Origin of the sequence: Streptomyces jeddahensis, from assembly GCF_001642995.1 — a bacterium.
In the GTDB taxonomy this organism is placed as follows: Bacteria; Actinomycetota; Actinomycetes; order Streptomycetales; family Streptomycetaceae; genus Streptomyces; species Streptomyces jeddahensis.
Genome location: NZ_LOHS01000019.1, coordinates 21,065 through 39,904, shown reverse-complemented (window position 1 = coordinate 39,904; position 18,840 = coordinate 21,065). Strand labels below are relative to the sequence as shown.

At 67.9% G+C, this 18,840-nt stretch carries 27 protein-coding genes and 2 pseudogenes; 10 read left to right on the top strand and 19 right to left on the bottom strand.

Features of this window, described 5'->3' with window-relative positions; genetic code table 11:
• Positions 1-230: 230 nt before the first annotated feature.
• A pseudogene (locus STSP_RS01345) lies at positions 231-425 on the bottom strand (GNAT family N-acetyltransferase); the annotation flags it as partial.
• A gap of 37 nt (positions 426-462) precedes the next feature.
• On the opposite strand from STSP_RS01345, the pseudogene STSP_RS01340 reads away from it, so the two are divergent.
• Positions 463-795: pseudogene (locus STSP_RS01340) on the top strand (IS701 family transposase); the annotation flags it as partial.
• 21 nt (positions 796-816) lie between these two features.
• Here STSP_RS01340 and STSP_RS01335 read toward each other — a convergent pair.
• The 3 genes from STSP_RS01335 to STSP_RS01325 all read right to left on the bottom strand — a co-directional run bounded on the left by STSP_RS01335 (position 817) and on the right by STSP_RS01325 (position 2,674).
• Complete coding sequence (locus STSP_RS01335) at positions 817-1,044, bottom strand: hypothetical protein (protein WP_067270853.1); 228 nt, start codon at positions 1,042-1,044, stop codon at positions 817-819.
• A complete protein-coding gene (locus STSP_RS01330) occupies positions 1,014-1,388 on the bottom strand; it encodes a DoxX family protein (RefSeq protein WP_067270851.1) in 375 nt (124 codons plus the stop codon). The genes STSP_RS01335 and STSP_RS01330 overlap by 31 nt, the downstream gene beginning before the upstream one ends.
• Positions 1,389-1,786: 398 nt before the next feature.
• Entirely contained in the window at positions 1,787-2,674 is an 888-nt protein-coding gene (locus STSP_RS01325; RefSeq protein WP_067270848.1) for an oxidoreductase, read from the bottom strand.
• A gap of 184 nt (positions 2,675-2,858) precedes the next feature.
• Between STSP_RS01325 and STSP_RS01320 the strand changes: the two genes are divergently transcribed.
• The 4 genes from STSP_RS01320 (at position 2,859) to STSP_RS38080 (ending at position 4,680) form a co-directional block, all read left to right on the top strand.
• A complete protein-coding gene (locus STSP_RS01320; protein WP_067270847.1) occupies positions 2,859-3,467 on the top strand; it encodes a TetR/AcrR family transcriptional regulator in 609 nt (202 codons plus the stop codon).
• Positions 3,468-3,742: 275 nt separating this feature from the next.
• Positions 3,743-4,030, top strand: a complete 288-nt coding sequence (locus STSP_RS01315) for a DUF4158 domain-containing protein (RefSeq protein WP_332835343.1) — start codon at positions 3,743-3,745, stop codon at positions 4,028-4,030.
• A 106-nt stretch (positions 4,031-4,136) separates the two neighbouring features.
• On the top strand, positions 4,137-4,490 hold the full coding sequence (locus tag STSP_RS38085; RefSeq protein WP_232789480.1) for a transposase: 354 nt from the start codon (positions 4,137-4,139) through the stop codon (positions 4,488-4,490).
• Positions 4,471-4,680, top strand: coding sequence for a Tn3 family transposase (locus tag STSP_RS38080; RefSeq protein WP_107441158.1), 210 nt, complete (start codon positions 4,471-4,473; stop codon positions 4,678-4,680). The genes STSP_RS38085 and STSP_RS38080 overlap by 20 nt, the downstream gene beginning before the upstream one ends.
• A gap of 50 nt (positions 4,681-4,730) precedes the next feature.
• Here the strand turns inward: STSP_RS38080 and STSP_RS01305 are convergent, their stop codons facing one another.
• Positions 4,731-5,126, bottom strand: coding sequence for a DUF302 domain-containing protein (locus STSP_RS01305; RefSeq protein ID WP_067270843.1), 396 nt, complete (start codon positions 5,124-5,126; stop codon positions 4,731-4,733).
• A 196-nt stretch (positions 5,127-5,322) separates the two neighbouring features.
• Between STSP_RS01305 and STSP_RS01300 the strand changes: the two genes are divergently transcribed.
• The 4 genes from STSP_RS01300 (at position 5,323) to STSP_RS01285 (ending at position 8,541) form a co-directional block, all read left to right on the top strand.
• The gene (locus tag STSP_RS01300) at positions 5,323-6,687 is read left to right on the top strand and encodes an MBL fold metallo-hydrolase (protein ID WP_067270841.1); all 1,365 of its coding nucleotides are present in this window, start codon (positions 5,323-5,325) and stop codon (positions 6,685-6,687) included.
• Positions 6,688-6,722: 35 nt separating this feature from the next.
• Positions 6,723-7,088 (top strand): rhodanese-like domain-containing protein, encoded by a 366-nt coding sequence (locus STSP_RS01295; RefSeq protein WP_067270839.1) that lies wholly within the window; start codon positions 6,723-6,725, stop codon positions 7,086-7,088.
• Positions 7,085-7,828 (top strand): sulfite exporter TauE/SafE family protein, encoded by a 744-nt coding sequence (locus STSP_RS01290; RefSeq protein ID WP_067270836.1) that lies wholly within the window; start codon positions 7,085-7,087, stop codon positions 7,826-7,828. The genes STSP_RS01295 and STSP_RS01290 overlap by 4 nt, the downstream gene beginning before the upstream one ends.
• A 137-nt stretch (positions 7,829-7,965) precedes the next feature.
• Complete coding sequence (locus tag STSP_RS01285) at positions 7,966-8,541, top strand: rhodanese-like domain-containing protein (RefSeq protein ID WP_067270833.1); 576 nt, start codon at positions 7,966-7,968, stop codon at positions 8,539-8,541.
• 112 nt (positions 8,542-8,653) lie between these two features.
• Here the strand turns inward: STSP_RS01285 and STSP_RS01280 are convergent, their stop codons facing one another.
• The 3 genes from STSP_RS01280 to STSP_RS01270 all read right to left on the bottom strand — a co-directional run bounded on the left by STSP_RS01280 (position 8,654) and on the right by STSP_RS01270 (position 10,979).
• Entirely contained in the window at positions 8,654-8,935 is a 282-nt protein-coding gene (locus tag STSP_RS01280; RefSeq protein ID WP_010358257.1) for a metal-sensitive transcriptional regulator, read from the bottom strand.
• A 653-nt stretch (positions 8,936-9,588) separates the two neighbouring features.
• The gene (locus tag STSP_RS36475) at positions 9,589-10,158 is read right to left on the bottom strand and encodes an ASCH domain-containing protein (protein ID WP_078066796.1); all 570 of its coding nucleotides are present in this window, start codon (positions 10,156-10,158) and stop codon (positions 9,589-9,591) included.
• Positions 10,155-10,979 (bottom strand): hypothetical protein, encoded by an 825-nt coding sequence (locus STSP_RS01270; protein WP_067270829.1) that lies wholly within the window; start codon positions 10,977-10,979, stop codon positions 10,155-10,157. The genes STSP_RS36475 and STSP_RS01270 overlap by 4 nt, the downstream gene beginning before the upstream one ends.
• 3 nt (positions 10,980-10,982) lie before the next feature.
• Here STSP_RS01270 and STSP_RS01265 point away from each other — a divergent pair, with 3 nt between their 5' ends.
• Positions 10,983-11,222, top strand: a complete 240-nt coding sequence (locus tag STSP_RS01265; RefSeq protein ID WP_157902760.1) for a hypothetical protein — start codon at positions 10,983-10,985, stop codon at positions 11,220-11,222.
• Positions 11,223-11,258: 36 nt separating this feature from the next.
• Here the strand turns inward: STSP_RS01265 and STSP_RS01260 are convergent, their stop codons facing one another.
• From STSP_RS01260 to STSP_RS01210, 11 genes are all read right to left on the bottom strand, one after another.
• Entirely contained in the window at positions 11,259-11,576 is a 318-nt protein-coding gene (locus STSP_RS01260; protein WP_067270825.1) for a glutamate ligase domain-containing protein, read from the bottom strand.
• Entirely contained in the window at positions 11,576-12,097 is a 522-nt protein-coding gene (locus STSP_RS01255) for a C39 family peptidase (RefSeq protein ID WP_067270862.1), read from the bottom strand. Before STSP_RS01255 ends, STSP_RS01260 begins: the two co-directional genes overlap by 1 nt.
• Positions 12,098-12,133: 36 nt before the next feature.
• The gene (locus STSP_RS01250) at positions 12,134-13,225 is read right to left on the bottom strand and encodes a D-alanine--D-alanine ligase family protein (RefSeq protein WP_067270822.1); all 1,092 of its coding nucleotides are present in this window, start codon (positions 13,223-13,225) and stop codon (positions 12,134-12,136) included.
• Entirely contained in the window at positions 13,222-13,878 is a 657-nt protein-coding gene (gene dapF, locus STSP_RS01245; RefSeq protein WP_232789479.1) for a diaminopimelate epimerase, read from the bottom strand. The genes STSP_RS01250 and dapF overlap by 4 nt, the downstream gene beginning before the upstream one ends.
• 136 nt (positions 13,879-14,014) lie before the next feature.
• Positions 14,015-14,260 carry a hypothetical protein gene (locus STSP_RS01240; RefSeq protein ID WP_067270819.1) on the bottom strand — a complete coding sequence of 82 codons (246 nt, stop codon included), beginning with the start codon at positions 14,258-14,260 and terminating at the stop codon, positions 14,015-14,017.
• An 82-nt stretch (positions 14,261-14,342) separates the two neighbouring features.
• Entirely contained in the window at positions 14,343-14,885 is a 543-nt protein-coding gene (locus STSP_RS01235; protein WP_067270818.1) for an NUDIX domain-containing protein, read from the bottom strand.
• Positions 14,882-15,268, bottom strand: coding sequence for a hypothetical protein (locus STSP_RS01230; protein WP_232789478.1), 387 nt, complete (start codon positions 15,266-15,268; stop codon positions 14,882-14,884). Before STSP_RS01230 ends, STSP_RS01235 begins: the two co-directional genes overlap by 4 nt.
• A 95-nt stretch (positions 15,269-15,363) precedes the next feature.
• A complete protein-coding gene (locus STSP_RS01225) occupies positions 15,364-16,209 on the bottom strand; it encodes a helix-turn-helix domain-containing protein (RefSeq protein WP_067270809.1) in 846 nt (281 codons plus the stop codon).
• 27 nt (positions 16,210-16,236) lie between these two features.
• Complete coding sequence (locus STSP_RS01220) at positions 16,237-16,749, bottom strand: DUF6879 family protein (RefSeq protein ID WP_198547234.1); 513 nt, start codon at positions 16,747-16,749, stop codon at positions 16,237-16,239.
• Entirely contained in the window at positions 16,727-16,957 is a 231-nt protein-coding gene (locus STSP_RS01215; protein ID WP_067270807.1) for a hypothetical protein, read from the bottom strand. Before STSP_RS01215 ends, STSP_RS01220 begins: the two co-directional genes overlap by 23 nt.
• A gap of 514 nt (positions 16,958-17,471) precedes the next feature.
• The gene (locus STSP_RS01210; RefSeq protein WP_067270802.1) at positions 17,472-18,392 is read right to left on the bottom strand and encodes a hypothetical protein; all 921 of its coding nucleotides are present in this window, start codon (positions 18,390-18,392) and stop codon (positions 17,472-17,474) included.
• Between the last annotated feature and the right edge of the window lie 448 nt (positions 18,393-18,840).

The window sequence follows — 18,840 nt, the reverse complement described above, 5'->3', positions numbered from 1 at the left end:
CCCTCGGGCTCGGCAGGGCCCAGCGGCAGACGACGAACTGCGGTCGGTGGAGTCTCAATGGGTGAGTCAATCCCTGTGAAGCGCGATCAGTATCCGAAGAAGTGAAGGGTCGGGGCTCTGGCCTGCGGCCTCGTAATCGATCAACGCTGTGACCTGCGGCTTAGCTGTCGTTGGTTGTCAGCGTTGGTCGTCGTTGAGTGCCCTCTGACGGCCCCGAGACGGCCCGGGACTCAACTGGACGGCGTGACCGGGGACCACATGCCGAGCCACTGCTCGGCGCCCCATGCCTCGAACCGCTCTACCTCGGTGAACCCCAGCTTCGCCGCGAGACGCATCGAGGCGACATTGGCGCTCTGGGTGGCGAGCACCACCGGCTCGCCGGGAAGCGCGCCAGCGAGCCAGTCGAGTGCCGCCGCGCACGCCTCGAAGGTTGTACAACACACCCGCCGACGTCGACCGCCTCAAGGGGCGAAGGGCCTGGCCGGACTCGACCAGGGCCAGGTGACCTGCTGGACCTCCTGGATGCGCTGGAGCCTGATCAGCCTGTTCGCCGCCGCCGTCCTCGCCGTCACCCACGCCCGCACCCGCACCGCCGACGGAGCCGGACACGGCCTGGAACTCGCCCCGGCCAGCGGCCGCGAACTCCTGGCCATCCTGCGGATCACCGCAGTTCCGCAACCCCGACGCGACCGGGACCACATCCTGCACTGGTCCGCCTGGCGCCGCCATCACCAGCACCAGGCCACCGAGGCCCACCGCCGGTGGAACAACATCACCGCTGCGGCGGCCACGTGACCGAAGCCCGTGGATCAAGACTTACAGCTGCCGTGTCTGTTCCACCCGCGCCAGCCGGGCGTTGGCCGCCGCGACTTGGTCGGCCACGCGGGTCAGGATGTCGCGATTGGTCGCCCCAAGTCCGGCGGTCGTCTCGGGGTCGAGTACGAGCAGCGCGACGTTGAGCGGGCGTTCGGAAAGCAGAGTCGCCCGCTGGTGGACGGCGACCTTACTTCCGTTCAGAACGCGTACGGCCCGAAGCGTCCCCACACCACGACGGCCGCGAGCACACCCAGGACGATGTTCATGGCGATCTTGGACCCCGCCGATTCTCGCGCGTGGGCCACGATGGCACCGACCATGATCACGATGATGCCGACGGCCGCGACCGGGCTCAGGACCGGGGCGACTCCGGCGAGCGGCGGAACGACCAGGCCGACGGCGCCGAGAACCTCGACCAGACCGAGGAGCTTGATTCCCGGGGCGGGGAAGGAGTTGACCCATTCGCCCATGGGGGCGACGAGTTCCTCTCTCGGCTTGGCGATCTTCGGCAGGCCCGCGGCGAGGAAAACGGCGGCCAGCGTTCCCTGCAGGACCCAGAGCACAATGTTCATCAATTATCCGATCTGCGTTGAGGATGGAAGAAATCAGGCCGCGCCACAGAGCCGGTCGAGGACCTGTGCCGGGTTGTCGGGGAGGTTGTCGCCTCGCCAGGCAACGTGCTGATCTGGCCGGAGAGCACTTCAGGGCCGTGGCCACGGTGGACTCCACTCGGGCAGCGAAGGCGCTCACGCTGATCGTGGACGGGAGACCGTGAAGTCGGTCATCTGCCAGAAGCGGTGCCACATCGCCCTTCCGCTGATCACTGTGCCATGAGGAGTCTGGGGGCGGCATTGCCCGTCAGGGAAACCAAGGGGCGGCACGGAAGCGGTGGTTGGTACGGGAGGCGTGAGGGACTCGGTGCGGCGGTCGTCGTCTCCGGAGGGACCTGACTGCGTGCGCCGGTCACTTCTCAGGGGGCGAAGGAGAAGCCAGTCAGTTTCTCTGAGACCTCCCACAAGCGGCGGGCGGCATCGGTGTCGGTCGCCGACGGGACAGGCTTGACGAGCTTGGGGTGGCCACGGTTCTCGCCCCGGCCGTCGGGGCCGTAGAACTCGCCGCCCTGGACGGCGGGGGCGGTTGCGGCGTAGAGCTGGTTGAGGGCTCCCATGGTGACGTGCTGGGCCCTCAGGAGGTTGCCGATCCGGCCGCCCAGGTTGAGCAGGCCGGTCGGGCCGGAGGTCTGCAGGTTGGTGGCGGTGTAGCCGGGGTGAGCGAGCACGGTGATCGCGGGGCTGCCGGCCGCGCGCAGCCGCCGGTCCAGCTCCAGGCCGAACAGGACGTTGGCGAACTTGGACTGGGAGTAGGCGGCGGACGGGGAGTAGGAGCGCGCGGATTGCAGGTCGTCGAAGTCGATCCGCCCCCGCCGGTGGAGGGTGGAGCTGATGGTGACGATCCGGGGCGCCGACCCGGCGCGCAGCACGGGGTACAGCAGAGCGGTCAGCGCGAAGTGCCCCAGGTGGTTGGTGCCGAACTGGAGCTCGAACCCCTGCGCGGTGGTCCGCTTCGGCGTCATCATGACGCCCGCGTTGTTGACGAGTACGTCGGCGTGCTCCACTCCAGCGGCGAACCGGGAGACCGACTCCAGGTCCGCCAGGTCCAGGGTGCGGACCTCCACCGATCCGGGCAGGCCTGCGGCGGCCGCCCGGCCCTTCTCCGGGTCACGCACCGTCATGATCACATGCGCGCCGTGCTCGGCCAGCCGACGCGCGGTCTCCAGGCCAAGGCCGCTGTTCGCGCCGGTGACCACGAAAGTGCGGCCGGTCTGATCGGGGATGTCGACTGCTGTCCATTTACTCATGCTGTTCCGTTCAGATGGCCGGTGCGGCGTCGGCCGGGGCCGGGTGCGGGAGGGTACTCGTGAGTCTCGGCCGATGCGGAGGCTTCCGGTTTCGGCGTGAGAGAAAGTAGCAGTACCACGCGGTTAGGACAACCGAGTGGTACGCTTAATTGAAACCAGGCATCCGGAGTGAGGACGACAGCTGATGAGTTCCGAGCGCGTCGACGGGCGGACCCTCCGGTTTCAGCACCGGCGGCCGGAGCTGCTGGCCGCGGCCACCGAGTACGTGCTCGATCACGGCATCGCCGGCCTGTCGCTGCGTCCGGTGGCCCAGGCGCTGGGGGTGACCCATGCGACGCTGCTGCGCCACTTCTCGTCGAAGGATGAGCTGATCAAGTGCGTAGTGGAGAAGATCCGCACCGATCTCTTCGCTCAGGTGACCGCCGACAGTGAACTCCAGGAAGCCGGGTCGACGGCGCAACTGCTGAGGATCACCTGGCGACGGCTGTGCGAGCCGAAGGCGCAGCGGCAGTTCCTGCTCATGTTCGAAATCGTCGCCGGCAAGGGGTGGCAGTCCGAGGACGGCGGGGAGCTGACGCAGCCGATGCTGGACGACGTCGATTTCATCTCCGGGTGGCTCAGGCAGGACGGGTGGCAGCCCGAGGACGCGTCAGCCCTGGCCACCCTCCTCCTGGCTCAGATACGGGGACTTCAGCTCGACCTTCTCGTCTCGGGAGACCGCGCGCGGGCCGATCGGGCGTTTGAGTTCTCCCTCGCTCTCCTCGAGCCTCGGACGGGGCCGAGCGGGTCTTGACAGCGGCTGGACCACTGCTGACGCGGATGCGGTCAGCTTGCGACGGCCTGCTGGGCCTGGGCCTTGGTGCGGGCGAGGCGGTAGGACTCTGTGTCGATCTGGATGATCGCGCCGTTGAAGGCCCTGTTCTCGTATCGCTGCGGCGAACGGACATATAGCGCTGGGTGATTGCCTGCTCCTCGTTTCTCCTGGCTGGGCGCCTCGTCGAGCTGATCGAGTGATCTCGGTCGGGATAGAGGGGGGACGGGGTGCGGTAGGACTGGGAGCCGGAGGGCCTGATCGAGGTCTGGACGCTGCTGGAAGATGGCATGAAGCGGGTGGGGAACAAGTCCGGAGCGACCCGGCCCGGGTTCGCACTGTTGCTGAAGTTCTTCGAGGCGGAGGCCCGGTTCCCGGAGTCGGTCAGAGAGGTGCCGTCCGTCGCGGTGGAGTACGTGGCCCAGCAGGTGCAGGTCCCGGCCGGGGCGTGGGCGGAGTACGACTGGCAGAGCAAGGCAATCCAGCGGCACCGGGGCGAGATCCGGGCGGCGTACGGGTTCCGGGCGAACACCGAGGAGGACTAGAACTGGCTAGCCGCGTGGCTGGCGACCGAGCTGTGTCCGGTGGAGCTGTCGCGGGGTCGGCTGGACGATCGACTGGGACCTGATCCGCCAGCAGTACGACCAGATCGTGAAGTACACCACCGCGCTGTGGCTGGGCACCGCCGAGGCAAGCAGGTCCTGCGCCGCTTCACCCGCGGCGGGCCGAAGCACCCCACCCACCAGGCGATCGAGGAAGTCGGGCGGTCGGCGCACGGCGTTCGTCCGCGATTACCTCGCCGACGCCGAGCTGCGCCAGGAGATCCACGAGGGCTTGCAGGTGGTGGAGAACGGGAACAGCGCGAACAAGGACCTCTTCTATGGCAAGGACGGCGACCTGGCCGGGGCGGACAAGGAGTCCCAGGAGGTGTCCATGCTCCCCTGCACCTGCTCCAGTCCGTCCTCGTGCACGTCACGCGCTGCTGATGCAGCAGGTCCTCGCTGATCCGAAGTGGGCCGGCATGCTCACCGACGCGGGCTGGCGGGACTTGTCACCGCTGTTGTGGACGCACGTGAACCCCTACGGCCGGTTCGAGCTGGACATGAACAGCCGGCTGCACCTGGACATGACCGCCGCGGCCGTGCCTGGTCCACGCAGTCCGCAGCAGGGCCAAGCGGCACCGGCCGGGAGATAAGACTGCGGCACCGCGTGCCGGGGTCGGTCAGATGCCGAACCGGGGAGAGGTCAGGTGGCGGCCAGGGCGCTGAGCGCGGCGTCGAGTCGGACGGTGGCTTCGTCGGCGACGGGCTTGAGGACGTCCAGGCCGGTGAGGGTGACCATGGTGTCCGGGTCGAGGGCCTGGACGAGCGTGTGGTCGCCGTCGCGGCGGACGACGACGTTGCAGGGCAGGAGCAGGCCGATGGAGCGGTCGGCCTCCAGGGCCTGGTGGGCGAGCGGCGGGTTGCAGGCGCCAAGGATCAGGTAGTCCTCCATGTCGTGGCCTAGCTTGGCCTTGAGCGTGGCCTGGACGTCGATCTCGGTGAGGCTGCCGAACCCCTGGTCGGCCAGGGCTTGGCGGACGGCGGCGGTGGCGGCGTCGAAGTCGGTGACGGCCAGGCGGACGGTGCGGTCGTAGGACATGGTGCGCTGCTCCTTCGGTGAGGCGGAAAACCCGGTTCCTTGATACCCCGCCGGGTACCCGGCGCAGCGGACGCAATGCCGCACCCGGGGATATGGGGGACTCCCAGGACCACAGGAATACCCCCCGGGGTACCTCTGTTAAGGTAGGCACCGAATACCCCCGGGGGTACACCGTTCTTGTGGAGGAGCCGCAGTCGTGTTCTTCGTCGACACCTTTGAGTTCGAGGGTCTGGGCAACCGCAGCTACCTGGCCGGCGGGGCCGCTTCCGCGGTGGTCATCGATCCGCCGCGCGACATCGACCAGGTGATCGCCGCCGCCGCCAGGCGCGGGGTGCGCATCGCGTACGTGGCCGAGACCCACGTGCACAACGACTACGTCACAGGCGGCCTGGAGCTGGCCCGCGTCACCGGCGCCTCCTATCTGGTGCCGGCCGCGGCGCACGTGTCCTTCGACCGCACCCCCGTCGCCGACGGCGACACCGTAGACGTGGACGCGGGTCTGGTCCTGCGTGCGATCGCCACGCCCGGGCACACCCCGCACCACACCTCCTACGTCCTGGAACACGATGGGCGCGGCGTGGCGGCGTTCACCGGCGGATCGCTGCTGATCGGCACGGTGGGCCGCCCCGACCTGGTGGAGCCTCGGCTGACAGAGCAGCTGGCCCGGGCCCAGCACGCCTCCGCCCACCGCCTGGCCGCCGAGCTGGACGACGAGGTGCCCGTGCTGCCCACCCACGGGTTCGGCAGCTTCTGCTCCTCCGCCCAGGCCGAGGGGGACGCGACCACGATCGGCAAGGAGCGCACCAGCAACGACGCGCTCACCCTGGACGTGGACACCTTCGTTCAGCGGATGCTCGCCGGACTGGAGGACGTGCCCGCCTACTACGCGCACATGGGCCCGGCCAACGCCGCCGGCCCCGCCCCCGTCGACCTCACCCCGCCGAGGCGTGCGGATGCAGGCGCAATCTCCTCCCGGCTGGCCGCCGGTGAGTGGGTGGTGGACCTGCGCAGCCGCATGGCCTTCGCCGAGGGGCACGTGGCCGGCTCGTTCAACTTCGAGGGCGAGGGCAAGCTCGCCACCTACCTGGCCTGGCTGATCCCCTGGGGCAAGCCCGTCACCCTGCTCGCCGACACCCCGGAGCAAATCGGCGCCGCGCAGCGGGAACTCGCGCGGGTAGGCGTCGACCGCCCTGCCGCCGCCGCCACCGGCGACCCGGCCGGCTGGGTCCATGAGGGCGAGCGGCTCGCTTCTTTCCCGCGTGCCCGCTTCGCCGACCTTGCCCAGGTGCGCGAGCGCGGCGACGAGGTGGTCGTCCTGGATGTGCGCCGGGACTCGGAGCGCGTAGGCGGCTACATCGACGGCTCGGTCCACATCCCGATCCACGAGCTGCACGGCCGTATCGGAGACGTGCCGGACGGGACGGTGTGGGTGCACTGCGCGGGCGGGATGCGTGCGGCGATCGCCGCCTCCCTGCTCGATGCCGCCGGCCGCATGGTGGTCGCCGTCGACGACGGCTTCGACGCCGCAACGGATGCCGGGCTGCCCCTGGCCTCCGCCTGAGTTCGGCCGTTCCCCCGCAAGGAAGGAAGCGTGTGATGTTCCTCTTTCGCCGAAACGGGCCCCGTGTCACGGTCGACGAGGCACACAGCCGTACCAGCGGCGACCGGCCTGACGCCGTCCTGCTGGACGTCCGCGAGAAGCCCGAGTGGAACTCGGGCCACGCCCCGGGCGCCGTCCACGTACCGCTGACGAAACTGGTCGCCGGCGCCACCCTGCCCGCCGAGGCGCAGGGCCGTCCGCTGGTGGTGATCTGCCGCAGTGGACACCGCTCCCAGCAGGCCGCGAAGCTCCTCACCGAACGCGGAGCGCACACGGTGGACGTCGAGGGCGGCATGAACGCGTGGGCCGCCGCCGGACACCCCGTCGTCGACGAACGCGGGAACAGCGGCCAGATAGCGTGACCGTACTTGTTCTCGCCCTCATCGCCGGGGCCGTCGTCGGTCTCGCCCTCGGAGCCCTCGGCGGTGGCGGCAGCGTCCTTGCCGTACCGGCACTCATCTATCTGCTCGGCTTCACTCCGGCCGCCGCCACCACCGCCAGCCTGATCATCGTCACCGCCACCTCCGCCACCGCCCTGTACGCCCACACCCGCGGCGGGAACGTGGCATGGAAGACAGGGGCGTTGTTCGCCGCGGCGGGCATCGTCCCCGCCTTCCTCGCCGGCGCTGTCGCCGGGCGCCTGCCCGAATCGGTGCTGACAGCGGCGTTCGCGGTCATCGCCGCGCTGGCGGCCCTGCGCATGCTGCGTCCGTCCACGTCCGAGCCGCCGGACCGAATCCGTCCCGGCAAGGCGGCCGGCGCCGGTGCCGGACTCGGCGCCGTGACGGGCTTTCTGGGGGTCGGCGGGGGATTCCTCGCCGTGCCCGCCCTGGTGAGCGTCCTGGGACTGGCCATGCGCCGGGCGGTGGGCACCAGCCTGCTCGTCATCACAGTGAACTCACTCGCCGCGCTCGCCGCTCGCACCGGCACCAGCGGCGGGCTCCTCTGGGAGATCATCGGCCCCTTCACCGGAGCCGCGATCCTCGGCGCCTGGGACGGAAAACGCCTCGCGACGAAGATCTCCGGCACCACCCTTCAGAAGATCTTCGCCGGCGTCCTGCTGGCAGTGGCGGCCTTCATGCTCGTTGACGTGATCGTCTGAACACGAGGGCCGCCGCCGGCTCAGACCAGGGACCAGGAGAGCTTCTCCAGCCCCACCGCGCATCTCAGGACCGCCTTCAGTCCGGCTCCCGTCAGATCAAGCTCAGCACACTCCGACACACAAGGATGACGTCTGCCATGACCACACCCACGGCCCTCGCCACCGACGAGGCGCGCGCCAGCCTGCACGAACTGACCATCATCGACGTGCGCACTCCGGGCGAATACGCCGGCGGCCATCTCCCCGGCGCGCTCAACATCCCCCTCGACCAGATCCGGCGCGCGGTGCCCGACATCCGTCACGCCACCGACCGCGGCGACGTCCTGGTCGTCTGCGCCTCGGGCGCCCGCTCCGAGAACGCCTGCAAGATCCTCGCGGAGAACGGCGTCACCGCCGCCACACTGTCGGGAGGCACCGGCGCTTGGGCGGCCGACGGCCACGAACTCCACCGCCCCCAGGGCGCCCCCCGTGCCACCTGGGGAATGGAGCGGCAGGTAAGGCTCACCGCAGGAGTGATCGTGCTGCTCGGCCTGCTGCTCGGGCTCGTCGTCCACCCCGCCTTCCAGCTCATCTCCGTCGGCATCGCGGGCGGTCTGGTCTTCTCCGCTGTGACCAACACCTGCGGCATGGCCGCCATGCTCGCCAAGCTCCCCCACAACCGCCCCCGCGCCGCCGACCTCGACAACACGCTGGCCGCACTGCGCAACCGCTGAACCACACCACAAAGGGGAGGGACCCGGCTCCGGATCCCTCTCCTTTTGTAGCCAGGCCATGTGGCCAACCGGTCCGAAGCGGGCGGGTGATCCGGCGTCGCGGCACCACAGCTCAGGCCAGAGAAAGGAACAGCTTCTCCAGCCGAGTACGCATCTGCTCCCGGTCGCCGGAAGCAGCCATGTCCGCATCGGTCAGGCAGTGCTGCAGCCCCGTGGCGATGATCGCGAAACCGGCCTTGTCCAGAGCCCTGGACGCCGCGGCGAGCTGGGTGACGACGTCCTCGCAGTCCCGCCCCTCCTCAATCATCTTGATCACACCGGCGATCTGACCCTGCGCCCGGCGCAGCCGGTTGACCACCGTCTTCAGTTCCTCAGCCGCCATCGCCAGTTCCACAACCCATGCTCCTTCGAGATACCCCCTTGGGTATCCTACCGAAGGGGTAACCTTGACCGGGCAAAGGAAAATCCCCGTCGCTCCACCACCACCGCGCTCAGCGCCGATCAGGCCAACGCCCGCCCGCACGAGCTGACGGTCATCGACGTGCGCGCCCCCGGCGAATACGGGTGTGCACAGTCGCGGTACAGGAAGTGCCACGAGCGAAGCGCACGGGCACATGGCCTGCGGCCTCAAGGATTTGCGGACGTGCAGCAGTGAGACGCCCGGATCCGGCGGACCTGGCACGGGACTGGCCGACTCGCCTGGGAGAACCCGACCAAGATCTTCTCCCAGATTTCTCCCAAACGATCTCCAGAAACCCGTCAGGGGCCTGATCCACTTGATGGATCAGGCCCCTGACCTGGTACTACACCGTCGGGGTGGCGGGATTTGACCCCACGACCTCTTCGTCCCGAATGAGGTTCGATCAAGATCGACACTGGGTGGTTTCGTGGTTTTGCCTGGTCAGGGCATTGGGCCGGGACGGTCTCGGTTGGTGTGGAAGGGGCTCGGGGAGCAGGTTGGCTCCCAGATGGCTCCCAGCGGTGACGCTCAACCCGTGACGGGGCAGGGCCTACCGGGCCTTGTGCCGCCTGAGGGCTCAGCCAACCCTAGGCCGCTACATGCTGTGCGAGAACCATATTGCCGCCGAGGGGTGAACTCGTACCTCGTTGTGCCTGCTTCTCCCCTGAGCGTTTGGCTTCACTGGCTGCTGGCCGGGGGCTGGTTTCTCGAAGTACTTCTTCCGCTGTCGGGTGTCCCTGAACCCAGTCCCGCAGCGTGTCGGGGTCGACGTAGCGGTAGCTCTGGGGCGGGTGGAACGAGCCTCCAGTACGGAGGTGGGCCAGCGGAATTGGATCGGAGAAGGGCCTGGCGGCATCAAGGAGCAGAGCTGACGCCTGTTCCGCGCCTTCCATGTAGGCGAGGTAGTCACGGCGGCTGATAGCGCCATGTTCCTTGTGTGCCTTCCAGATCACGGACGGTGTGCCGACCTGCACGGCAGTGACGGTTGCGGTGCCCACCAAGGCCATCACGGGGGATGTGGCGTACAGGATGACCTTCGTTCCCGGCGGCACGGCGACGCGTTGGCGGCGGAGTTCGACGGACTTTCTGCCGTCCAGGATGGCCGAGGCGTAGCGGGGATGGAGGGACATCAGGAGTGAGCGTTCATGCTCGTTCACTGGGCTGGCTGGCCTTCCTGATAGATGGCGCTGAACAGGTCGGGAGTGATCTCGAAGACCGACTGCACGCCGAGCGGGTGTTGGCGCTGCGCGGCCAGCGACTGCACTTTGTGCAGTCCCACGGGTCGAGGGAAGATCTCTGTGTCGGAAAACAGTAGAGCGCGTGCCTGGCCGCGATCACCGCACGCGCGCAGGATGTCATCCAACCCCCACACTCCCAGGTGCCTGAAGCGGTTGTACAAGGAGCGTCCCGTGTCGACCACGGTGGCGTCGAAGCGGGAGCAGGCGATCACAGCGGAAACGGACTGGTTCTTGTCCGAGCTGGCGTACCAGAGGATCCGAGCCGGGACCTTCTCGCCTCGGGAGCGCGCGGCTCGGTAGTAGACGTGCTCGCGGCTGATGCCCAGGTGATCGTCTCGGGGAATGAGCGCGCTAGGGACGCCGAAGAGATCGCTGGACCACATGGGTTGGATCGGAACGAGGAAGCACGGCAGCTGAGAATCAGTGATCTTCGCGGGCCACCAGGCGCGCTCAAGTGCGGCAGCGGCCGCTGACGGCATGGCGGCTGGTACGGCTGGTATCTGAAGACCGATGAGGGCGGCTGTGGACTGTGCCTGCTCGTCCACTGTCTGGGCGTCCGCGCAGATGTCCAGGACAAGCGTGACCAGCGCCCCGTCGTGCTCTCGAAAGCCGTCCTCGCTGGCTGCGATGCGTACGGCTGGTTGGAGGCGTCTGTCGGTGAGAGACAGCAGGCGAACGCCCGAGCGGCGGCAGTGATCACGCAACCGAAAGAGAATCTGACGGGCCAGCGTTTGGTGCATGGGGTGGCAGTCAAGTACCCGGAGCAGCGGCACGACCAACTGGCCGTCACGTACTCCGTAGCTGTAGATGGCCGCGACAGTGCCTTCGGCGTCAATTACCTGCTGGCGGACCCACCGGGCCGGATGCGCCGCGAGTCGACGGAGCTCCGCGACGAAGTCATTCCGGCGCTCTCCGGCTGCCTTGTTGAGGAAGGCGAGCTGCCCTTGCTCCTGCCCAGCAGGAACAGCCTGGACCGTGAGTGACGTGCCGAGAAGATCGCCCGGCTGGTAGACCTGTGCTCAGAGTTGACCGCCACGGGATGCCTTGACGAGGACGACGTCACCCGGGCGGAGGATGGATTCGACGTAGGCGGAAGCGGTGGCGTTGTCGCCTACCAGCGCAATGTCCGGAACGCCCGCAGCGCCTGCGGAGAGGGCTAGTTGCTTGGCGAGGTCTCCGCCGACTGCCACGACGAGATCGACGCCGTTTTCGGCCACCATGCGCCCCACTTCGCGGTGCGCTTCGATGGCCTCGTCTCCCAGTTCCAGCATCTCTCCGAGTACGGCGATCCTCCGGCCGCCTGCGGCCTCGGTCGTGTCGCCGTCTGCCTCGGTCATCAGGACTCTCCGTTGATCAGGGGCGCGAAGGTGATTGCGCGGCCGGTGTAGGAACGGGACACGCGGCTGAGCGGCACTCGGTCGTGCGTCTGACCCCAGGCCGACGGGTCTCGGAAGTGGACCGTCGGGTCGGGACCGTCCTCGTAGCCGCGAAGGATGACGAGATGGCCGCCCGTGCGGCCGTCGTCGGGGAACTGCTCGGTGACTGACACGATCACCGGTGCTTTGTCGAGTTGGGTGAGAAGGTCTTCGACGGGTACGGGTTCTGCGGCCGAGGGGACTCCGAGGTCGGTCGCCAGGCTCGCGATCCCCGCGTGGAGTGCTCCACGCGGGGTCAGAACCTCATGTTTGACGGCGAGTTTCAGGAGTTCCGTGACCGTGGGTGCTCCGCGCCCGTAGGCGAGCAGGATCATTCTCAGTGATGCGAGGCCACAGGCCCGGTTGGACCATTCGATCCTGTCTCCTAGTGCCCATCCTCCGTGTTGATCCCACTCGGCAGGGTCGATGAGCTGACGGCACATGGGGACATCGTGGACGCGCTGCACAGCGGCGGGCTCCTACGGCGAGACGGCAGCCTCCCGGGCCCGTGTGGTGCCGGCGAACGCGGGAGTGGGCAGGGGAACATCGTATGGCGGGCGGGCCAGCGCCTCGTGCAGCATCGCCAACACGACGTCCGTGTGCGTGAGCCCGACCATCGCGGCCCCCACCACGAAGTTGCTGTCACGGGACATACCCGGCGTGCTGTTGACCTCCAGCACGTACGGCTCGCCGTCCGCGGTGACGATGAAGTCGATGCGCGCTGATCCGCGCAGCCCGAGGCCCTCCCACAGCGTCCGAGCATCCCCGGTGATCTTGTCCAGCACATCGAGCTCCAACTCGGCGGCGCGCACGGTCACGGTGCCCCTGGAGTTCTCGTCGAGCTTCGTGTCGGCGTCGTAGAAGTCGGCTTCGGCAGCCTCGGTGGCCAGCGGCGGGAAGATGACCACTGAGCCGCCCGGCAGCTCCAGCAGCCCCACCGTCATCGGCGTGCCCGTCACGTACTCCTCGACGAGCACGGCGTCGCCCTCGTCGCCGGCAGCGTCCGCCAGAGCGCCAGGCAGGTCCGCCGGATCGCGTACGAGGCTCATGCCCACGCTGGATCCGCCGAACGGCGGCTTGACCATCAAGGGGTGCCCGTTCCAGGTCACCGGGCCACCGGCCCAGACGTGCCAGCCGGGCGTAGGGACGCCGAGGGCGAGCATCACCCGCTTGCAGAGGATCTTGTCGGCAGCCACCGCGGATGCCCCGACTCCGCTGCCGCAGTAGGGAACGCGCAGGTAGTCGAGCAGCCCCTGCATCCGGCCGTCCTCGCCGTACGGGCCGTGCAAGTTGGAGAGGACCACGTCGTACTCGACCAGTTCCATGATGAAGTCGGGCTCGCAAGGGTTCAGTACCTTCCAGCGGGCGCCGATCTCTTCCAATGCCTCGGCCAGGGCGGTGACAGAGCGCTGTTCGATGGGGCACTTCGAGTGGTAGAGCCTGTCTTCGGCGGAGACGGGACCGTAGATGAGGGCGACGCCGAGGTCCTGGCGGCCATGCCCCCACTCTCGAAGCTGCCCGGCGGCCTTCTGCACCGCGAGGTCCGAGCTGGGGTTGAGGAAGAGAGTCATGCGAGTACTCCTTCGAAGGTGTTGGTGACCGGGCCGCCGACCCAGTGAGTTCGGTTCGGCCGGTCGTCGTGCGGCCGGACGGTGAGCGGCTGACCGGCGCGGTTGTGGACTGTGACGGGGCGTCGCGCCACCAGTCCGCGCATGGTGGCGACGACAACGGCTGCGACTGCCCCGCTTCCGCACGACAGGGTTTCCGCCTCGACGCCGCGTTCGTAGGTGCGGACCTTCAGCGCCTGGTGGCCGGCGGACTGGACGAAGTTGACGTTCGTCCCCAGTGGGGCAAGGTCGGCGTGGTGGCGGATGAGGCGCCCGACCAGGACTGCGTCGATGGCGTCTACGTCGTCCACGATGGCCACGACGTGTTCCGTGCCGGTGTGGGCGCTGTCGAACCAAGTCGGCCGACCGTTGATGACGGTCTGTAAACGCCGGGGGAGAACTGCGCCCACCTCGGCTGTGACCCACACGGAGTCGTCGGACACGATCGCCTCGTGCTCCACGCCGGCCATACGGAGCCTCATCTGCTGGAAGCCGTGATCACGGTGAGCGGCCCAGGCGGAGCACCGCAGGGCATTGCCGCACATGGTGGCGATCGAGCCGTCAGCGTTGAAGCAGGTGACTTCGAGGAGGGCGGGGCTGGTGCTGATCGCGGCCACTCCTTGTCGCCTTCCGGGGCGAAGTCGGACAGCAGGACGAAGTCGTTTCCGGCGCCATGGATCTTGCGAAAGCGCATGGCAAAGCTCCTCGCATGGTGAGGTGAGAGTGACGATGCGACGCCTGAACCGGGCGCGGTCAGCGGAAGTCGATGGGCCGGTATGTGATCCGGGCTTCTCGCATGATCCAGGGCTCCCGCCCGGCAAAGATCAGTACGCGGTGGGCTGCGGTGCCGGCCGAGCGCATGTCCCGGACTCGCTGGTACGCGCCGGCGAGGTAGATGAAGTCACCGATGCGGACATCGCTCGGTGGCCGGTTGCTGCCTACGGTTCCGCGAGGCGGAGGCGGTATGGAGGGCGGCTCCTTGATCCTGCGCTCGTACATCAGCCCCTCCATATGCCGAGCAGGAGCGAGCCGCCGAGTGCGAGGAGGCTTACCGCGTAGGCGATTTGTTCGTGGCGAGGGCTCATCGGTTTCCGATCAGGTGACGCTCCAGGCGACTGCGGACCGACGGGATGCCTATCTCGGTGAGGGGCACCCAGGCCGCTGCGCCCGTTTCGATCATTGAAGGGAAGACCGCGCCCGAGTGGGCCCGGAAGAGGTAGCGGATGCCGACCCTGAGGCGGGGCCCGTATGTGTGCTGCCCCGGCCGGGTCACGTCTACCAGGAAGGGCCCCTCTGCGCCGGGCTGCGTCCATACGTCCCGGATGCCGGCTTCCTCTGCCAGCAGGCGCAGGGCCGCCTCGCTGAGGGAGTCGTCCGCGTCCTCTGGCTCCGCTTCCGCGAGGGCATAGCCTCCCTCGTGCCGCAGGCACAGGACGCGATGGCGCTCGTCGAGGACGACGGCTCCCGTCACCACGACGGGGCAGCGACGGCCGTGGGTGCAGGCGCGGCGCTGCGAGTGGTCGCGGGCCGCGTCGTAGACCGGCAGCAGCGCCATCCTGTCGGCAGGGTGCTCGTGGAGGTAATGGGAGAGTTCCCGAACGATCTGGTCGTCCCTGACGCTCACGGGGCATCCAGCCCGTTCCGCTCGGCATAGACCCACAGCAGCCGCCGAGTCAGAAGGGCGACATCGCGGAGATACAGGTAGGTACCGAAGGTAGGCGTCTGGGTGGTCCGCCGGTTCGTGAGGTCGACCAACCTGGTTCCCTCGCGTAGGAGCTGCCGCACCTCGCTGTCATAGCCGGCGCCCAAGTCCTCGCGGAGCAACCGATTCAAGTGACCGGCGATGGTCGGCAGCTGCCTGTCCATCGCCTCGCGGGTCGTGGTGCCCATTTCCAGGCCGAGGACGGAATTTGTCTGCGAGGAGATCGCCTCTACGTCGATGGGCGCCTCGTCGCCTTCAGTATCCTCGGCCGTCTCGAACGTCTTGCCCGTACTTGCCAAAGTCATCACTGGCCCCTCCGGAGCACGCTTTCAGCCGTGCCTATAAAGCTAGGAAGGGAGTTGGGTGGGGCTCCACGAGTGTGCCGGAACTTGCCGGGCATTCACCCTAGAGATTCGATGGCAGCGGTGATGAGTTCACGCGCTGCAGGGCCGTAGACGGCAAGTTCGGCCAGCTCGGTGAACGTCTTGGCATACATGGCAAGTTCGTGCTTCTGGACGACGGTGAGATGTGCCGAGATCAACTCTACGTTCACCAAATCGTCGTCGTAGAGGAAGAATCCCTCGACGGGCCAGAGGCCAGAGCGGTCGGCGTCCTGGGGGATGATGCCGATGCTCACCGACGGGAGCGCCATGACGCCGAGGAGATAGCCGAGTTGGCCAGCCATCACGTCGGTGCCGCCGATGCGGTACCGCAGAACGCTTTCTTCCAGGAGGATGGCGAACTTGTGGTTCCCGTAGACGACCTGTTGCTTTTCCACGCGCACCTTGACGGCAGCCGGCACATCGTCGATGAGTCCTCGGCGGTCACGAATGGAGGTCAGAAGCGCGGTGATGTACGAGGCCGTCTGGACGGGGCCGGGGATGAGCCACGGCGAGTAAATACGAAAGCGCTCGGTGCGCTCCCACAGGGGAACGACGGACTCCTGCGCCCACTTGAGCCCATGGCGCTCCATCTTGCGCCACTCGACATACATGCCCTCAATTCCGCGGGCTGTCGAGACGAGGTCCTCTGCCTCACTCTCCGCGCCGCACGCGGAACACCAGTCGCGAAGGTCGCGCTCTGAGGGCGCGCGGGCGCCGCTCTCGAAGCGCGAAGCCTTCGACTCATGCCAACCCAGGCTGTGGGCCAGTGCTCGCTTGGTGAGTCCGGCTGCTTTCCGGATCTCGGCGAGGCGTTGCCCGAGCGCCTTGCGGGCTTCATGGACGCTCGAAGAGGGTGATGTCATGTCGGTGCGAGGATGCTGTTCGAGCTATCAGGCCAGCTCGAACTGTGCGTGAGGTGTCGCCCGCTTCCACACGGCATCGAAGGCAGATTCGCAGAGCTTCGCCACCTCAGCGTCCTCTGTGAGTTCCACCTCCATGTTCTCGCCCTCGCCGTCGAAGTGGTTGACGAGGACGAGGCTGGAGTCGAACAGCCAGAAGTCGTTGCCCGGCAGCGCGATATCGGTCGCGTTGCGGCGCGAGAGCCAACGCACCTCTTCGCCGGCAGCGATGTTCAACCCATCGGTCACGGCGTACTCGAAGCGGATGTACTCGCTGACCGGTGTCGACATGACGCGGGCGCGACGAACCTCGACGCCTCGCGCGGTCGCCTCCGTGACGATGGCGTGCCAGTCAGCCCAGCGCTCGGCGGGATCGAGGACCACACCGGCCTTCCAGTCGATGAAGGCCGGGTCCGACTTCATGTAGGCGTCGCGCATCTCCAGATGGACAGCCGTCCTCTGGCAGTCGCGGAACAGCTCCTCAAACGTCGGGGGCCTCGTCATCCTTCATCACCTCCAGGAAGAACTGCACCATGCGCCGAGGGATTTCCACCACCGACTCGTGGCCGGGGATGTCCATTTGTCCGAGACGCTCGGCGTCCTCCACCTTCCATCCCTGCACGAGGTAGCTGTCCTTCTCCTCGTCGAGGTAGATGGTGGGCGAGCCGCCACTGGGACTCTCCGGGTCCTTGCCGAGCTTGCGCAGGGCCATGATGTCCTCCTCGGATGCCGGTAACGATCTCTGTGCCAGAGCTTGCCCCCGACTGAGCCCTCAAGCCAGGAACTTGCCGAAACTTGCCAGGACTTCGTGCGACGACCCGAGTGGAGAAAAGTGGTCGACGGAGCAGGGCCAGTGGATGCGGTCCACGTCGACGGAACACCAGTTCGCCGGAGGCAGACCGCATGCTGCCGGCTCGGCGCTCACGGATCAGCGCCCGCCGGGTCAAATGCCCCCTCTCCCGCTACTCCCGGTACAACTTGCTGGTGCTGAGGTGGGGGTGTTGATCTCCGTTTGGGCGCCACGGCGCCCGTCCCGGCGTACGCCGACACGAAAACTGCCGGATAGCGGGCGGGGATCCGGGCGTCCGCGAGTTCCAGTGCCGTGACGGGCTCGGGCGGCGGTTCCTCGGCTGTGACGCGGGGGTCGATGCCGCGGCTGGCCAGGATGGTGTTGAGCCGGTTGGCGAGCGGACCGACCTGGCGAGGCTCTCGGGTGAGGGTGGCGGTCAGAGGTCACCTCCGTAGGCGGCGTCGATGTCGCTGGGGTTCGTCCACGGCGTGTGGCCGACCGGCACGGGCGCGGCGTTCATGGCCTCGTGGACGAGACTCGGCAAGGTGCTGGGATGCAGGCCCTTGGCCCGGTGGCGTTCGAGTCCGGCCCGGATGTGGGCGGGGGCGATGCCCTCGTCGAGCATCTTGCGCACTTCCCGGCCGAGATGGTCCAGGACGCCGGCTGGTGGGCGGTGGGCGCAGGCAGCGACGTACTCGGCGATCAGCTGGCGGGCCGAGACGGTGTCGCGTGTGCGGGCGCTCGCGCCCCCCGAAGGGGTACTTCCTAGGTCCATGATCCTAGGTCCTAGATCCGTACCGTGAGGTTTCACCTGCGGCTCCGGGCGTCCTCCGTGAGCCCTCATGGAGGGCTCCGTGAACCCGTCCTGACCTGCGGATTCGTTATCGGTGCCAGGATTCGGTGCGGGCTCGCGCATCTCGCGTGCGTTTGTACGGAGGGCTGCGTGAGGCGGCACGGAGGGCTCCGTGAAGCCGACCCCCGTGGGGCTTGGCGTGGCTCCGGCGGCCGGGGTGTCGTGGTGCGGGCAGGCGGGGAGGCGGCTCTTGCTGGGCCGGTTGATCTTCTGGTGTCGGCTCCAGGTGACGATGTGTAGGTACCGCTTGTCGTCCAGCCCCGTGTAGCGGCAGATCAGTCCGGCGTCGGCGAGCTGGGCGAGGTCCGTCTCGACGTCCGAGGGCCCGTGTTCTGGGCGCAGTACCCACAGTTGTCCCGCGATGATCGCGGCGTGGTCGCGGTGGCGGCCCTGGTCGTCGGCCTGGGTGAGCAGGCCGATGAAGGTGCGCTCGGCGGTCAGGGAGACGGCGGCCAGGGACTCGGAGACGAAGGCTTCGGGCTTGATGGTGCGGATTCGGGCCAAGAGGGGCGGTTCCTCACTCGGTTGCAGGTGGGCGGGGAACCCACGGCTCACCGTCGTCGTGGCGGTACGGGCATCAGGGGTGGGGGAGTTGACCGGCCGACGGCGCGTGGCGCACTGGTGGCCGCTCGCGCTTTCCGGGGGTGCCGTCAACACATAGCCACACCCGGGCCGCGCAAGTCCAGCCCTATCCCGCGACATCTCTCACGGCAGAAAGGGTGCCGAGAGAAGGCGGTAGAAGGCGGTCCCAAAACTTTAGGGCACGATCGCCGGTTGACGAAATAGTCGATTGATGTGCCGGTTTTCGGTACTTCCCGCCCCTGCGCAACCGCTTCGCGGCGAACCGCGCGAGCGCAATATAGACGACGATCGCCGGTTAGCGAAACCGGCGATTCTCTGGATAGTTGTGGTGCCAATCGAGGTGCTGACCCTGCCCACGGATCCACGCCGC

What these genes read in the sequence shown, in the direction of transcription:
- STSP_RS01330 (WP_067270851.1), bottom strand. Translation starts at nt 1,388, where the DNA reads ATGAACATTGTGCTCTGGGTCCTGCAGGGAACGCTGGCCGCCGTTTTC.
- STSP_RS01325 (WP_067270848.1), bottom strand. Translation starts at nt 2,674, where the DNA reads ATGAGTAAATGGACAGCAGTCGACATCCCCGATCAGACCGGCCGCACT.
- STSP_RS01320 (WP_067270847.1), top strand. Translation starts at nt 2,859, where the DNA reads ATGAGTTCCGAGCGCGTCGACGGGCGGACCCTCCGGTTTCAGCACCGG.
- STSP_RS38080 (WP_107441158.1), top strand. Translation starts at nt 4,471, where the DNA reads ATGCAGCAGGTCCTCGCTGATCCGAAGTGGGCCGGCATGCTCACCGAC.
- STSP_RS01305 (WP_067270843.1), bottom strand. Translation starts at nt 5,126, where the DNA reads ATGTCCTACGACCGCACCGTCCGCCTGGCCGTCACCGACTTCGACGCC.
- STSP_RS01295 (WP_067270839.1), top strand. Translation starts at nt 6,723, where the DNA reads ATGTTCCTCTTTCGCCGAAACGGGCCCCGTGTCACGGTCGACGAGGCA.
- STSP_RS01285 (WP_067270833.1), top strand. Translation starts at nt 7,966, where the DNA reads ATGACCACACCCACGGCCCTCGCCACCGACGAGGCGCGCGCCAGCCTG.
- STSP_RS01270 (WP_067270829.1), bottom strand. Translation starts at nt 10,979, where the DNA reads ATGCACCAAACGCTGGCCCGTCAGATTCTCTTTCGGTTGCGTGATCAC.
- STSP_RS01260 (WP_067270825.1), bottom strand. Translation starts at nt 11,576, where the DNA reads ATGACCGAGGCAGACGGCGACACGACCGAGGCCGCAGGCGGCCGGAGG.
- STSP_RS01255 (WP_067270862.1), bottom strand. Translation starts at nt 12,097, where the DNA reads ATGTGCCGTCAGCTCATCGACCCTGCCGAGTGGGATCAACACGGAGGA.
- STSP_RS01250 (WP_067270822.1), bottom strand. Translation starts at nt 13,225, where the DNA reads ATGACTCTCTTCCTCAACCCCAGCTCGGACCTCGCGGTGCAGAAGGCC.
- STSP_RS01240 (WP_067270819.1), bottom strand. Translation starts at nt 14,260, where the DNA reads ATGTACGAGCGCAGGATCAAGGAGCCGCCCTCCATACCGCCTCCGCCT.
- STSP_RS01230 (WP_232789478.1), bottom strand. Translation starts at nt 15,268, where the DNA reads ATGACTTTGGCAAGTACGGGCAAGACGTTCGAGACGGCCGAGGATACT.
- STSP_RS01225 (WP_067270809.1), bottom strand. Translation starts at nt 16,209, where the DNA reads ATGACATCACCCTCTTCGAGCGTCCATGAAGCCCGCAAGGCGCTCGGG.
- STSP_RS01220 (WP_198547234.1), bottom strand. Translation starts at nt 16,749, where the DNA reads ATGACGAGGCCCCCGACGTTTGAGGAGCTGTTCCGCGACTGCCAGAGG.
- STSP_RS01215 (WP_067270807.1), bottom strand. Translation starts at nt 16,957, where the DNA reads ATGGCCCTGCGCAAGCTCGGCAAGGACCCGGAGAGTCCCAGTGGCGGC.